This window comes from Streptomyces sp. BJ20 (assembly GCF_022869105.1).
Taxonomy (GTDB): domain Bacteria; phylum Actinomycetota; class Actinomycetes; order Streptomycetales; family Streptomycetaceae; genus Streptomyces; species Streptomyces griseoincarnatus.
Window position 1 is genome coordinate 5,596,428 of sequence record NZ_CP094918.1, and the last position, 14,784, is coordinate 5,611,211.

Sequence of the window (14,784 nt, forward strand, 5' to 3'; positions counted from 1 at the left end):
CACATTCACAGGCCCCCTTTAGGGATCCCTTAACGGAGCACGTGCCACACTCGTAGCCGCCATGGACATATCCGGACCCCAGCTCAGAGCCGTTCGCGCGGCGCTGTTCACGGCTGTCGTCGTGACGCTCAGCACCGCGTCGCACGTGCTGCTGTCCGGGGCCCCGCTGCCGCTGAACACGGTGGCCGTGGTCGGCGCCGCCGTGTTCGGCCTGGCCTACGCGCTCGCGGGGCGGGAGCGTTCCTTCGGGCGGATCGCCGCCCTGCTGATCCCGCTGGAGCTGGCCGCCGACACGGTCTTCACCACCGGCCAGCACGTCTGCTACGGCCGCATGGGCGGCCCGGTCGCCGGTCCGCTGCGTTCCGTCGGGTTCGACGTGCTGTGCGGCGACGGCACCGGTGTGGGCGGGCCGCTGGCCCGGGTCACCGGGCACGCCGCTCAGGGCGGCGACCGGGTGGCGGTGGTGCTGGCCGAGGCCGGCCCGGCGACCGCCTGGCTGCTGCTGGGCGCGCACATCGGGGTCGGCCTGTTCGCCGCCGCCTGGCTGCGCCGTGGGGAGCGGGCGCTGGCCCAGCTGCTGAGCGCGGTCGCGGCCACGGCGTCGACGGCGGTCCGTCCGCTGCTGCTGGCCGTCGCGGTGGTCACCGTGCGCCGGGCGCCGAAGACGGGCCGGCCGGCCCGCACGCCGCACCGCGCGACCGTGGCGCGCACCCTGCTCCTCGCGCACTCCCTGGGACGGCGCGGGCCGCCGTGCTCCCTCGCCGCCTGAGGCGGATCACGCCCCGGGCGGTCGCCCGAGCACCAGCAGTTCCCCCCGTACGAACTCCGCACACGACCGTGTGCGTCCCCTGTGGAGACATCATCATGAGCAAGCGGAACAGCCAGGCGGCCAAGACGGCGGCGCGCGAGCGTCTGCGCCAGGAGCGCGAGCGCCAGGCGAAGAAGGCGAAGGTCAGGCGGCAGCTGGTCGTCGCCGCGTCGGTGGTCGGTGTGCTGGCCGCCGCCGGCGGCATCGGCTACGCGGTGGTCCAGGCGAACCAGCCGGACCACTGGGAGGCCGCGAAGGACGCCAAGCTGGTCAAGCCTGCCAACACCAGCGGCAAGGACGGCACGACCGTCGTGATCGGCAAGGCCGACGCGAAGAAGACCCTCGAGGTCTACGAGGACCCGCGCTGCCCGATCTGCGCCTCCTTCGAGCAGGCCGTCGGCGGGACGATCGAGAAGGACGTCGAGGCAGGCAAGTACAAGGTGCAGTTCATAGGCGCCTCGTTCCTGGACCGCAACCTCACCGGCGAGGGCTCGAAGAACGCGCTGAGCGCCCTGGGCGCCGCGCTGGACGTCAGCCCCGAGGCGTTCCTGGCGTACAAGTCGGCCCTCTACTCCGCGGAGTACCACCCCGAGGAGACGGACGACAAGTTCAAGGACGACGCCTACCTGATCAAGATCGCCGACACGGTGGACGCCCTGAAGAACAACAAGGAGTTCCAGGCGGCCGTGAAGGACGGCACCTACGACCGCTGGGCGCTGGAGATGTCGGACAAGTTCGACAGCAGCGACGTCCAGGGCACGCCGACGGTGAAGATGGACGGCGAGAAGCTGACCGGCTCCGACGGACAGAACGCGCCCATGACGGCGGCCGAGTTCACCACGGCGGTCGACAAGGCGCTGAAGGGCTGACGCGACCGGCCGACGCCCCGCTGACGTGTGGTTGAAGAGCGGGCGAACTTTCCCGGGTTCGCCCGCTCCGGCGGCTACACGAGGCATGTACACGTCAGTAACCTGAGCGGCTGTGACCAGTCGACACGGAAGATCCGAGAGCGCCGTCTCCGCCACCGCGGACACCGCCTCCCTCACCCCGCGCCGCCGGACCGTCGTCAAGGCGGCCGCCGCCACCGCGGCCCTGGCCGGACCGCTCGCCGCCGCGCTGCCCGCCCGCGCCGTCCAGCAGGCCCCCGCCTTCCTGCACGGCGTCGCCTCCGGCGACCCGCTGCCGGACGGCGTGCTGCTGTGGACCCGGGTGACACCCACCCCGGACGCCCTCCCGGGCTCCGGCGCCGGTCCCGACACCGAGGTGCGCTGGACCGTCGCCCGCGACCGGACGTTCACCGACGTCGTCGCCCAGGGCACGGTCCTCGCCACCGCCGCCTCCGACCACACCGTCAAGGCGGACGTCCGGGGCCTCAGGCCCGCCACCGACTACTGGTTCCGCTTCTCCGCCGGCGGCGCCGACTCCCCCGCGGCCCGCACCCGCACCGCGCCCGCCGCCGACGCCTCCGTGGCGGGGCTGCGCCTCGGGGTGGTCTCCTGCGCCAACTGGGAGGCCGGCCACTTCGCCGCGTACCGCCATCTCGCGGCCCGCGGCGACCTGGACGCCTGGCTGCACCTGGGCGACTACATCTACGAGTACGGCACCGGCGACTACGGCACCCGCGGCACGGTCGTCCGCCCGCACTCCCCCGCCCACGAGATCGTCACCCTCGCCGACTACCGGACCCGGCACGCCCGCTACAAGACCGACCCCGACCTCCAGGCGCTGCACGCCACCGCGCCCGTGATCGCGATGTGGGACGACCACGAGTTCGCCAACGACGCCTGGTCCGGGGGCGCGGAGAACCACACCGAGGGCGCGGAGGGCGCCTGGGCCGCCCGGCAGGCCGCCGCCAAGCGGGCGTACTTCGAGTGGATGCCGGTCCGCCCGGCGGTCGAGGGCACCACCTACCGCCGGCTGCGCTTCGGCAGGCTGGCCGACCTGTCGCTGCTGGACCTGCGCTCCTTCCGCTCGCGGCAGGTCTCGCTCGGCGACGGCGACGTGGACGACCCCGGCCGCACCCTCACCGGCCGCGCCCAGCTCGACTGGCTCAAGGCGGGTCTTTCGGCGTCGGACACGACCTGGCGGCTGGTGGGCACCTCGGTGATGATCTCGCCGTTCGCGCTGGGCTCCCTGCCCGCGACGCTGCTGAAGCCGCTCGCGAAGCTGCTCGGCCTGCCGCAGGAGGGCCTCGCGCTCAACACCGACCAGTGGGACGGCTACACCGCCGACCGTCGCGAGCTGCTGGCCCATCTGCGCGGCAACGCCATCCGCAACACGGTCTTCCTCACCGGCGACATCCACATGGCGTGGGCGAACGACGTGCCGGTGAACGCGGGGACCTACCCGTTGTCCGCGTCCGCCGCCACGGAGTTCGTGGTCACGTCGGTCACCTCCGACAACCTCGACGACATCCTCAAGGTCGGCGAGGGCACGGTCGACGCGGTCGCCTCCCCGCTGATCCGGGCCGCCAACCGGCACGTGCACTGGGTGGACACCGACCGGCACGGCTTCGGGGTGCTGGACCTCACGGCCGAACGGGCGCAGATGGACTACTACGTGCTGTCCGACCGCACCAAGGCGGGCGCCACCGCGGCCTGGGCCCGCTCCTACCGCACCCGCAGCGGCACGCAGAGGGTCGAGCGGGCCGACGCCCCCGTCTGAGCACCCCGCGGTAGGAGGACGAGGATCGGGCGGCTCAGTCCGCGTCCTCCTCCAGCGAGTCGAGGAAGCCGAGCGCCACCCGCCAGGTGGCCTCGGCGGCCTCCTCGTCGAAGTCGGGCAGGTCGGGGTCGGTGTAGAGGTGTCCGGCGCCCGCGTACCGGTAGACCTCCACGTCGGCCCCGGCCCGGCCCATCCCCAGGTACCAGGCGGTGAGCCAGTCGTCGGTCTCGAACGGGTCCGGCTCGGCGACGTGCAGCTGCACCGGCAGCCCGTCGGCGGCGGCGTTCTCCGCGATGTCGGAGGTGCCGTGCAGGAGCAGCAGGCCCCTGGCCTTCTCGTCGCCCAGGGCCAGCGTCTGCGCCACCGAGGCGCCGAAGGAGAACCCCGCGTACACCAGGCCGCGCTCCGAGTAGGGGGCCGCCGCCAGGACGGCCCGCTTCAGCAGCTCGTCCTTGCCCACCTCGTCCTTGTGCTCCATGCCCTCCTCGACGGTGTCGAACGTGCGGCCCTCGAAGAGGTCCGGCGTCCACACCTCGTGTCCGGCCGCGCGCAGCCGGTCCGCGGCCCGGTGCACCGCGGGGCGCAGTCCGTAGGTCGAGTGAAAGAGCATGATGTTCATGGAGCCCATGGTGCCAGCCGGGTGTGGCGGATCTCGCGGGCGGCACTACCCGGAACCGGACGGAAGTCACATGTTCATGCCGGAGCGGGCCGGTTAGGTTCGGGGGCATGGATGACGTGCTACGCCCGCTGATCGTGGTCGGCGGTTCGGTGGTGCTGACGCTGCTGCTCGGCTGGGCCACCGACCGGCTGCTGCGGAAGGCCGACGAACGCCACCACGAGACACCGCTGTGGGGCCTGCTGCGCCGGGCCCGTGTCCCGTACCAACTGCTGCTCTGCGCGGTCCTGCTCAGAGCCTCCTACGACGAGGCACGGCTGCTGACCTCGCACGACGTCGCCGTCGGCCGGGTGCTCACCCTGGTGCTGATCGGGTCGGCCGCCTGGATGGCGATCCGGATCGCCGCCGCCGTCGTGGAGACCTCCTACACCCGGTACGCCAGCAACCACCGGGAGCGGAACCCGGCCCGGGTGCGCCGGGTGCGCACCCAGGTGACCCTGATCCGCCGCGTGGTCTCGGCGGCGGTCGGCGTGGTCGCCGTGGCCGCGATGCTGCTGACGTTCCCCGCGATGCGCGCGGCCGGCGCCTCGCTGCTGGCCTCGGCGGGCATCCTCGGCATCGTCGCCGGTGTCGCCGCCCAGTCGACGCTGAGCAACATGTTCGCCGGACTGCAGATCGCGTTCGGCGACATGGTGCGCATCGGCGACACCGTGGTGGTGGACGGCGAGTGGGGCACGGTCGAGGAGATCACCCTCACCTTCCTGACCGTCCGCACCTGGGACGAGCGCCGGATCACCATGCCGGTGTCGTACTTCACCTCCAAGCCGTTCGAGAACTGGTCGCGCGGCACCCCGCAGATGACCGGCACCGTCTTCTGGCACGTGGACCACAGCGCGCCGCTGGACGCCATGCGCGAGAGGCTGCGCGACATCCTGCGGGAGTGCCCGGAGTGGGACGGCCGCGCCTACAACCTGACCGTCACGGACACCACCCCCAGCACCCTGGAGGTGCGGGCGCTGGTGACGGCGAAGGACGCGGACGACATCTGGACGGTCCGGGTCAAGGTCCGCGAGCAGATGATGCGCTTCCTCGCCGACGAGCACCCCTACGCGCTGCCCCGGGTCAACACCGCCGACGCGGTGCTGCCGCCAGGGACCGCCCGGGAGAGCGCGCCCGCCGACGGCGTCCCCGCGGCGCGCCGGCTGCACACCCATCCGCCCCGGCAGCCGCGCTGAGCGGACCTCAGCAGCCGCGCTCGGCACCGCCGTTCACCTGGACGATCTGCGAGGTGATGTGGCCGGCGCCGTGCGAGGCGAGCCAGTGCAGGGTCGCCGCGACGTCACCGGGCCGGCCGGCGCGCTTGTCCGACGTCTCGGCGACCAGCCGGGCCCGCCGCTCCTCGTCCAGGCCGTCGCCGCCGAAGAACGCCGTGTCCTCGATGTAGCCGGGCGCGACCACGTTCACGGTGATCCCGTGCGGCCCCAGCTCCCGGGCCAGGGCGTGGGCGTACGGATGCAGACCGGCCTTGGCCGCCGCGTACGACACCCGTCCCGAGCCGCGCCTCGCCGCGATGGAGCTGAGGAACAGCACCCGGCCGCCGGGCACGGCGAGCCGGTGCCGCAGCGCCTCGGTGAGCAGCACGGCGGTCAGCACGTTGAGCCGGAAGTTGACCGTCCAGTCACGGGCGACGGCGTCGAGCGGGTCGTCGCCGCCGACCGGCGGCTCCAGCAGCCCGTTGCCGCCCGCGCTGTGCACGAGGACGTCCACCGCGCCGAACTCGCGCCCCACGAACCCGGACACACCCCGCACGGCCTCGGGGTCGGCCAGATCGGCGGCGTAGGTCAGCGCGCCGGGCACCTCGGCGCGCTCCAGGACGTCACCGCGCCGCCCGATGAGCAGGACGCGGTCCCCGTCGGCGGCGAACGTCTGCGCGGTGGCGAGCCCGATGCCGGTGCCGCCGCCGCTGATCACAACATTGCGTGTCATGCCCCGACCCTACGGAGCGGGCGACGGCGGACGGCGGCAACGCGGCGGCGCTCAGCGCAGACTGCGCACGTCCAGATGACGCAGCACCCGGTCCACCACCTCGGGGTCGGCGCCCGGCTCGCTGCGCGCGGTGAGCACCTCGTGCCGGGCGGCGCTCAGCATCTCGTGCTCGATGCGCCGGACCCGTTTCAGCCGTTCGGCCCGCTGCCGGGTCGCCTCACGCCGTTCGTCGTCCGCCATCTCCGGGCTGATCCGCACCCCCAGGTCGAACGCCCTGCGCAGCAGTTGCTCGGACAGCTCCTCCGGCAGGTCCTCGACGTCCTCGATCTCCCTCAGTCTGCGCTTGGCCGCCTTCGCCGCCCGGACGGCGAGTTCGCGCTCCATCTCCTTCTCGTGCCCGGTGTCCCCGCGCACGCCGAGCTTGCCCACCAGCCACGGCAGGGTGAGCCCTTGCACCAGCAGGGTCCCCAGCACCACGCCGAACGCCATGAAGATGATCTCGGACCGGGCGGGGAAGCCGGCTCCGGAGTCGGTCTCCAGCGGGATGGCGAGGGCCAGCGCGACGGATGCCACCCCGCGCATCCCGGACCACCACATCACCACGGTCTCGCGCCAGCTCAGCGGGATGTCCTCGCCGACGTCCCGCTCGGTGTGCATCCGCTTGGTCAGCCAGGTCGCCGGCAGCAGCCACGCCAGCCGCACGAACACGACCACGCCGACGACCGCCGCCGACCAGCCCAGCAGCTCGCCCCAGTGGCCGGACGCGGTCTCCACCGCGTTGTGCAGTTCCAGGCCGACCAGGCCGAACGCCACGCCGGTGACCAGGGTGTCCACGATGCCCCAGAAGGTGTGCCCGGCCAGCCGCGCCGTCACGTCGTCGGCGTCGGTGGCGTACTCCACCAGGAACAGCGCGGTGACCAGCACCCCGAGGACGCCCGAGCCGTGCAGCTCCTCGGCGAGGACGTACGCGGCGAACGGCACCAGCAAGGTCAGCGCGACCTGGAGGGTCGGGTCGCCGAGCAGGTCCATGGCCTTGTTGGTGGCCCAGCCGAGCACCAGCCCGACGGCGACCGCCACCACCGCCGACAGGATCAGGTCCAGCCCTGCCGACCAGGGCGAGAAGGTGCCGCTCACGGCGGCGGCCACGGCCACGTGGTACAGCACGATCGCCGTGACGTCGTTGAAGAGGCCCTCGCCCTCCAGGATCGACACGAGCCGGCGGGGCAGCCCCAGCTTGCCGGCCACGGCGGTCGCCGCGACCGGGTCGGGCGGGGCGACCAGCGCGCCGAGGGCGACGGCGGCGGCCAGCGGCAGCCCCGGCACGATCGCGTGGGCGACGACGGCGACGCAGAAGGTGGTGACGAAGACCAGCGCCACGGCCAGCAGCAGGATCGGCCGGACGTTGGCCGCGAACTGGCGCCAGGAGGTGCGGCGCACGGCCGCGTAGAGCAGGGGCGGCAGCAGCAGCGGCAGGATCAGTTCCGGCGGGACGTCGACGTTCGGCACGAACTCCAGCAGCGCCAGGACGATTCCGAACACCGTCATCAGTACCGGCGCCGGCAGCCTCAGCCGCTCCCCCACGGGGACGCTCACCACCGCCCCGAGCAACAGGGCGAACAGCAGGGCCAACTGATCCACGGTCACCGCTCCCGGAGATCGGACGGGACGAGCGGTCTCCAGCCTGCCATGCGCCGCGCGACCGGCGCGGTCACCCGGGCCCTGCTAGAGCGCGCGCCGCATGGCCCGGTGCGGCATGCCCGCGTCCGGGAACTGAGGCCCGTAGGCCTCGTAGCCGAGCCGCTCGTAGAAGCCGAGGGCGTGGGTCTGCGCGTGCAGGTCGACGCCGGTGAGCCCGCGCTCCCGGGCCGCCTCCTCGACGGCCCGCACGAGCGCAGCGCCGACGCCGAGGCCGCGCGCCCGCTTCAGCACCGCGAGCCGGCCGAGGGAGCCGGCCGACGGGTCGCCGCCGTTCTTCGCCGCGGCTGAGGCGCCGTGCAGCAGGCGGGCCGTGCCGAGCGGGGTGCCGTCGCCGGCGACCGCGAGCAGGTGCACGGCGTCCGCGTCGTGGACGTCGTACTCGATGTCCTCGGGGACGCCCTGCTCGGCGACGAAGACCTCCTTGCGGACGCCGAAGCAGGCCTCGCGGTCGGCGGGGTCCTCCGCCACCCGCACCGTGACGGCCGGGCTCATGCGTAGGTCTCCTCGCGGACCTGGTCGAGCGCCTGCTGGAGGTCGTCCGGGTAGTCGCAGGAGAACTCCGCCCACTGCCCGTCGCCGGGGTGCTCGAAGCCGAGGCGCACGGCGTGCAGCCACTGCCGGGTCAGCTTCAGCCGCTTGGCGAGCGTGGGGTCGGCGCCGTAGGTGAGGTCGCCGACGCAGGGGTGGCGGTGGGCGGCCATGTGCACGCGGATCTGGTGCGTGCGGCCGGTCTCCAGCTTCACGTCGAGCAGGGACGCCGCGCGGAACGCCTCGATCAGGTCGTAGTGCGTGACGGACGGCTTGCCCTCGGCGGTGACCGCCCACTTGTAGTCGTGGTGCGGGTGGCGGCCGATGGGGGCGTCGATGGTGCCGCTGGTCGGGTCGGGGTGGCCCTGGACGAGCGTGTGGTAGCGCTTGTCGACCGTGCGCTCCTTGAACTGGCGCTTCAGCGACGTGTACGCGTACTCGGACTTGGCGACCACCATCAGGCCGGAGGTGCCGACGTCGAGGCGGTGCACGATGCCCTGGCGCTCGGCGGCGCCGGAGGTCGAGATGCGGTAGCCGGCGGCGGCCAGACCGCCGATCACGGTCGGTCCCGTCCAGCCCGGGGAGGGGTGGGCGGCGACGCCGACGGGCTTGACGATCACGACCACGTCGTCGTCGTCGTGCACGATCTCCATGCCCTCGACCGGCTCGGCGACGACCTGCACCGGGGCGGGCGCCTGCGGCATCTCCACCTCGAGCCAGGCGCCCCCGCTGACCCGCTCGGACTTTCCGACCACCGACCCGTCGACCGTGACCTTCCCCGCGGCGGCGAGCTCGGCCGCCTTGGTACGGGAGAAGCCGAACATGCGGGAGATGGCGGCGTCGACGCGCTCGCCCTCCAGGCCGTCGGGCACGGGCAGGGTACGGATCTCGGGAATCGTGCTCACCCGTCGAGTATGCCGGACGGGCGCGTCACTCCCGCACGGGAGTGACGGGCGCCTCGGTCCGCGCGGCCCGTGCCGTCAGTCCTTGTGGACCGTGCCGTCCGGGTCGAGGCCCCGGAAGGACAGCAGCACGATGAGGACGCCGCCGCACACGATGGCCGAGTCGGCCAGGTTGAACACGGCGAAGTGCTTGGGCGCGATGAAGTCGACGACCGCGCCCTCGAAGACGCCCGGCGAGCGGAAGATCCGGTCGGTGAGGTTGCCGAGGGCGCCGCCGAGGAGCAGGCCGAGCGCGATCGCCCAGGGCAGACTGTAGAGCTTGCGGGCCAGGCGGAAGATCACCACGATCACGGCGGCCGCGATGACCGTGAAGATCACCGTGAACGCCTCGCCGAAGCCGAAGGCGGCGCCCGCGTTGCGGATCGCCTCGAAGCGCAGCCAGTCGCCGACGACCTCGATCGGCTCGTGGTGCTCCAGCTTGGCGACCACGATCATCTTGCTGACCAGGTCGAGGAGGTAGGCGAAGGCGGCGACGGCGAACAGGACGGCGATCCGCCGCCTGCCGCGGGGCCGCTCCGCCGCCTCCTTCGTACCGTCGGCGCCGGCCGGCTCCCGACCGTCCCGGTCCCGCAGGTCCCGGTCCTCGATGTCCCGGTCCTGCCCGTCCCGGTCCGCGTCCGGGGTGTCCGGCGTACCGATGATGCGCTCCGCCTCTGCCACGTGAGTCCCTCAGCCTAGGTCCTTGACTGAGGACGAGGGTACGGCACGGTCTGCGGGGCCGCTCCTCAGTACCGGCGCTCCTGCTTCTGCTTGCACTCGACGCACAGGGTGGCCCTCGGGAAGGCCTGCATGCGGGCCTTGCCGATGGGTTTGCCGCAGTTCTCGCACAGGCCGTAGGTGCCCGCGTCGAGCCGCTGGAGCGCCCGCTCGAACTGGTCGAGCATCTCGCGCGCGTTCGCCGCGAGGGCCAGTTCGTGCTCGCGCGTGATGTTCTTGGTGCCGGTGTCGGCGTCGTCGTCGCCGGCGCCGTCGCCGGAGTCCCGCATCAGGCCTGCCAGCGACCGCTCGGAGGAGCTGATCTCCTCACGCAGCCGCAGCACCTCCGACATCAGCTCCGCCCGCGCCTCCTCGACCTCTTCGTCGGTCCACGGCTCCTCGCCGGGACGCACCGCCAGCTCGCCCGGCTCCACCGCGCTGTGCCGGGCCTTGGGCACGGCGGTCGCCGCCGCCGCTGTGGCCGCCGGGCCAGGGGTCTTCTTCGCACCCACCGTCGTCACTCCCGTCTGCGCCGCGGCCTCGGCCGCGTCCGCGTCGTCGGCCGCGCTGTGCCCGGCCCCGTCCTGAGCGGACCCGCTGGTCCTGGCCGCACCGTTCCCCTCGGGGGCGCCCCGACGGCCGCCCCCGCCCCGGCCCGCGGCGGCCGCCTTCCCGGCGGTCCCCCGTGCCGGCTTCTTGCCGGCGAGCTTCTTCGCGGCGGCCTTCCGGCCCCCGGCCTTCGCGGTGGCACCCTTCGACGCCGTCGCCCCGGACGCGGCCTCGGCCGCACCGGCCTCCGTCTCGGCGGCCTCGGCCGCCGCACCCTTCTTCGCCACCATGGCCGCGGCCCCTTCACATATTGTGATCTTGCACGCGAATCGTGCTGGGACGATAAATCGACTGGGACCCTGCGGCAACGGGGCGCACCGCACGGTCACCTCGCCCCGCGCACGCCGCGCGGCGACCTGCATGCGTTGTGCCCAGCTACCCGCCGGGTATGCCGCCGGCGCGGACGTCCCGGCGTCCGGAACAGGCGCACCGCTCCATTCGGGGCACTCCCGGGCACACCGTCGCGGGAAAAGCGGTCGGCCGCCCGTCGCGGCGCGCCGTACACTGGGCGGAGCGAAAAGCGTGGATGGGGACGAGTAGCGGCGTACGCAGCCCAGAGCGACCCGGGGACGGTGTGAGCCCGGGGGCGAGCGCGACGTGAAGATCACCCCGGAGCCGCCGGAAGAAAGCCGCAGCGAGCCGCAGCGGCGAGTAGAACCGGCATCGCGACCCGAATGAGGGGGCTCACCGGAGCGTACGGCGCACCGGGGGGCCAAGGAGGGTGGTACCGCGGGAGCGCGCCGACGGCGGCGCAAGGACACAGCTCTCGTCCCTCCGGTCGGAAGGCAGCAAGTCCGCCGGAGGAAGCCCGCTGATGACAACGCCGACGTACCGCCCGGTACCCGCCCAGGTCGATCTGCCCGCGCTCGAGCACACGGTGCTCAAGTTCTGGGACGAGCAGAAGATCTTCGCCAAGAGCCTGGAGCAGTCCGAGGGCCGCCCCGAATGGGTGTTCTACGAGGGTCCGCCCACCGCCAACGGCATGCCGGGCGCCCACCACATCGAGGCCCGCGTCTTCAAGGACGTCTTCCCCCGCTTCCGCACCATGCGCGGCTACCACGTGGCCCGCAAGGCCGGCTGGGACTGCCACGGCCTCCCGGTGGAGCTGGCGGTGGAGAAGGAGCTGGGCTTCTCCGGCAAGCAGGACATCGAGGCCTACGGCATCGCCGAGTTCAACGCCAGGTGCCGTGAGTCGGTGACCCGGCACACGGACGCCTTCGCCGAGCTGACGACCCGCATGGGCTACTGGGTCGACCTCGACGAGGCGTACCGGACCATGGACCCGGAGTACGTCGAGTCGGTCTGGTGGTCGCTGAAGGAGATCTTCAACAAGGGCCTGCTGGTCCAGGACCACCGCGTCGCCCCCTGGTGCCCCCGCTGCGGCACCGGCCTGTCCGACCACGAACTGGCGCAGGGCTACGAGACGGTCGTCGACCCGTCGGTCTACGTCCGCTTCCCGCTGACCTCCGGCCCGCTGGCCGGCGAGGCCGCCCTGCTGGTGTGGACGACCACCCCCTGGACCCTGGTGTCCAACACCGCGGTCGCCGCCCACCCCGAGGTGACCTACGTGGTCGCTACGGACGGCGAGGAGAAGCTGGTCGTCGCCGAGCCGCTGGTCGAGAAGGCGCTCGGCGAGGGCTGGGAGACCACCGGGCAGACCTTCACCGGCGCCGAGATGGAGCGCTGGACGTACCGGCGCCCCTTCGAGCTGGTGGAGTTCCCGAGCGTCGGCGAGGGAACCGATGAGCACAGCCCGGCGGAGGCCCACTACGTGGTCAACGCCGAGTACGTGACCACCGAGGACGGTACGGGTCTGGTCCACCAGTCCCCCGCGTTCGGTGAGGACGACCTCAAGGTCTGCCGCTCCTACGGCCTGCCCGTGGTGAACCCGGTCCGCCCCGACGGCACCTTCGAGGAGGACCTGCCGCTGGTCGGCGGGGTCTTCTTCAAGAAGGCCGACGAGCAGCTCACCGAGGACCTCCAGCAGCGCGGCCTGCTCTTCAGGCACCTGCCGTACGAGCACAGCTACCCGCACTGCTGGCGCTGCCACACCGCGCTGCTCTACTACGCGCAGCCGTCCTGGTACATCCGCACCACCGCCGTCAAGGACCGGCTGCTCCAGGAGAACGAGAACACCAACTGGTTCCCGGACACGGTCAAGCACGGCCGGTACGGCGACTGGCTGAACAACAACATCGACTGGGCGTTGTCCCGCAACCGCTACTGGGGCACCCCGCTGCCCGTCTGGCGCTGCGAGGAGAACCACCTCACCTGCGTCGGCTCGCTCACCGAGCTGACGGAGCTGACCGGCACGGACCAGTCGGGCCTCGACCCGCACCGCCCGTACATCGACGAGGTCACCTTCGCGTGCCCGCAGGACGGCTGCGGCGCCACGGCGACCCGCGTGCCCGAGGTCATCGACGCCTGGTACGACTCGGGCTCCATGCCGTTCGCGCAGTGGGGCTACCCCTACAAGAACAAGGAACTCTTCGAGTCCCGCTACCCCGCGCAGTTCATCTCCGAGGCCATCGACCAGACCCGCGGCTGGTTCTACACGCTGATGGCGGTCGGCACGCTCGTCTTCGACAAGTCGTCCTACGAGAACGTGGTCTGCCTCGGCCACATCCTCGCCGAGGACGGCCGCAAGATGTCCAAGCACCTGGGCAACATCCTCCAGCCGATCCCGCTGATGGACCAGCACGGCGCGGACGCGGTGCGCTGGTTCATGGCGGCCGGCGGCTCCCCCTGGGCGGCCCGCCGTGTGGGCCACGGCACCATCCAGGAGGTCGTCCGCAAGACGCTCCTCACGTACTGGAACACGGTCGCCTTCCAGGCCCTGTACGCCCGCACGTCGAGCTGGGCGCCGAGCGAGGCCGACCCGGCCCCGGCCGAGCGTCCGGTGCTGGACCGCTGGCTGCTGTCCGAACTGCACGCCCTCACCGGCCAGGTGACCCAGGCTCTGGAGAACTACGACACCCAGCGCGCCGGCAAGCTGCTGTCCGCGTTCGTCGACGACCTCTCCAACTGGTACGTCCGCCGCTCCCGCCGCCGCTTCTGGCAGGGCGACAGGGCCGCGCTGCGCACCCTGCACGAGGTCGTGGAGACGGTGACCAAGCTCATGGCCCCGCTCACCCCGTTCATCACCGAGCGGGTGTGGCAGGACCTGGTCGTCCCCGTCACGCCGGGCGCGCCGGAGTCGGTGCACCTGTCCTCGTGGCCGGAGGCGGACCTGTCCGTCGTCGACCCGGAGCTGTCCCGGCAGATGGCGCTGGTGCGCCGCCTGGTGGAGCTGGGCCGCGCCACGCGCGCCGAGTCGGGCGTCAAGACGCGTCAGCCGCTGCGGCGGGCGCTGATCGCGGCGGCCGGCTTCGACGCCCTCGACCCGGAGCTGCACACGCAGATCACGGAGGAACTGAACGTCGAGTCGCTGGCGCTGCTGTCCGAGGTGGGCGGCTCGCTGGTGGACACCACGGCCAAGGCCAACTTCCGCGCGCTGGGCAAGCGGTTCGGCAAGCGGGTCCAGGACGTGGCCAAGGCGGTCGCGAACGCGGACGCCGCGGCGCTGTCCCTGGCCCTGCGCGAGGGCACGGCCTCGGTGGAGGTCGACGGCGAGACGGTCACCCTCTCCCCGGACGAGGTGATCATCACGGAGACGCCCCGCGAGGGCTGGTCGGTGGCGTCCGACGCGGGTGCCACGGTCGCCCTGGACCTGGAGATCACCGAGGAGCTGCGCCGCGCCGGCCTGGCCCGTGACGCGATCCGGCTGATCCAGGAGGCCCGCAAGAACAGCGGCCTGGACGTGGCCGACCGGATCGCCCTGCGCTGGACCTCGGGCGACGCCGCCACGGCGGCCGCGCTGACGGAGCACGCGGAGCTGATCGCCGACGAGGTGCTCGCCACGGACTTCGCCCGGGACGAGGCGGACGACTCCTACGGCGTCCCGTTCACCGACGAGGGCCTGTCCCTGACGTTCCGTCTGCGCAAGGCGTAACCACCGTCACACGCCGAAGGCCCGGTCCCCCGGAGAAGTTCTTCCGGGGGACCGGGCCTTCGGCGTTGCGTACGTCGGACATGTCCGCCGCGCCCGAACAAACGGAGCGAAACCGGGGGAACCGGTGGGAACACGCGTAGCACAAGGGCGGGGCCCCGGGTTGGTGAACCCGGGGCCCCGCCCTGAACGCTGCCGACTGCTACGCCGTACCTATGACCGCGGGGGC

General features: G+C 72.6%; 12 protein-coding genes. 5 read left to right on the forward strand and 7 right to left on the reverse strand.

Annotation, left to right across the window (positions count from 1 at the left end):
* Positions 1–61 precede the first annotated feature (61 nt).
* The 3 genes from MTR79_RS25315 (at position 62) to MTR79_RS25325 (ending at position 3,472) form a co-directional block, all read left to right on the forward strand.
* Positions 62–769 (forward strand): hypothetical protein, encoded by a 708-nt coding sequence (locus MTR79_RS25315; protein WP_086699931.1) that lies wholly within the window; start codon positions 62–64, stop codon positions 767–769.
* Positions 770–864: 95 nt separating this feature from the next.
* Positions 865–1,677 carry a DsbA family protein gene (locus tag MTR79_RS25320; RefSeq protein WP_189366156.1) on the forward strand — a complete coding sequence of 271 codons (813 nt, stop codon included), beginning with the start codon at positions 865–867 and terminating at the stop codon, positions 1,675–1,677.
* Between the two features lie 112 nt (positions 1,678–1,789).
* On the forward strand, positions 1,790–3,472 hold the full coding sequence (locus tag MTR79_RS25325) for an alkaline phosphatase D family protein (RefSeq protein WP_086699934.1): 1,683 nt from the start codon (positions 1,790–1,792) through the stop codon (positions 3,470–3,472).
* Between the two features lie 34 nt (positions 3,473–3,506).
* Here MTR79_RS25325 and MTR79_RS25330 read toward each other — a convergent pair whose 3' ends face one another.
* The gene (locus MTR79_RS25330; protein WP_163040840.1) at positions 3,507–4,091 is read right to left on the reverse strand and encodes a dienelactone hydrolase family protein; all 585 of its coding nucleotides are present in this window, start codon (positions 4,089–4,091) and stop codon (positions 3,507–3,509) included.
* A 107-nt stretch (positions 4,092–4,198) separates the two neighbouring features.
* Between MTR79_RS25330 and MTR79_RS25335 the strand changes: the two genes are divergently transcribed.
* A complete protein-coding gene (locus tag MTR79_RS25335; RefSeq protein ID WP_199207306.1) occupies positions 4,199–5,323 on the forward strand; it encodes a mechanosensitive ion channel domain-containing protein in 1,125 nt (374 codons plus the stop codon).
* 7 nt (positions 5,324–5,330) lie between these two features.
* Here the strand turns inward: MTR79_RS25335 and MTR79_RS25340 are convergent, their stop codons facing one another.
* The 6 genes from MTR79_RS25340 to MTR79_RS25365 form a co-directional block, all read right to left on the reverse strand.
* Entirely contained in the window at positions 5,331–6,074 is a 744-nt protein-coding gene (locus MTR79_RS25340) for an SDR family oxidoreductase (protein WP_048456833.1), read from the reverse strand.
* A gap of 51 nt (positions 6,075–6,125) precedes the next feature.
* Positions 6,126–7,718, reverse strand: a complete 1,593-nt coding sequence (locus MTR79_RS25345; RefSeq protein WP_244792023.1) for a Na+/H+ antiporter — start codon at positions 7,716–7,718, stop codon at positions 6,126–6,128.
* 78 nt (positions 7,719–7,796) lie between these two features.
* On the reverse strand, positions 7,797–8,264 hold the full coding sequence (locus MTR79_RS25350; RefSeq protein ID WP_189366160.1) for a GNAT family N-acetyltransferase: 468 nt from the start codon (positions 8,262–8,264) through the stop codon (positions 7,797–7,799).
* Entirely contained in the window at positions 8,261–9,205 is a 945-nt protein-coding gene (locus MTR79_RS25355) for an RluA family pseudouridine synthase (protein ID WP_033273011.1), read from the reverse strand. The genes MTR79_RS25350 and MTR79_RS25355 overlap by 4 nt, the downstream gene beginning before the upstream one ends.
* Before the next feature lie 75 nt (positions 9,206–9,280).
* Positions 9,281–9,922, reverse strand: a complete 642-nt coding sequence (gene lspA / locus MTR79_RS25360) for a signal peptidase II (protein WP_086699940.1) — start codon at positions 9,920–9,922, stop codon at positions 9,281–9,283.
* A 65-nt stretch (positions 9,923–9,987) separates the two neighbouring features.
* Complete coding sequence (locus MTR79_RS25365; protein WP_121740285.1) at positions 9,988–10,797, reverse strand: TraR/DksA C4-type zinc finger protein; 810 nt, start codon at positions 10,795–10,797, stop codon at positions 9,988–9,990.
* Between the two features lie 584 nt (positions 10,798–11,381).
* On the opposite strand from MTR79_RS25365, the gene ileS reads away from it, so the two are divergent.
* Positions 11,382–14,558 carry an isoleucine--tRNA ligase gene (gene ileS, locus MTR79_RS25370; protein WP_086699943.1) on the forward strand — a complete coding sequence of 1,059 codons (3,177 nt, stop codon included), beginning with the start codon at positions 11,382–11,384 and terminating at the stop codon, positions 14,556–14,558.
* The last annotated feature ends 226 nt before the right edge of the window (positions 14,559–14,784 follow it).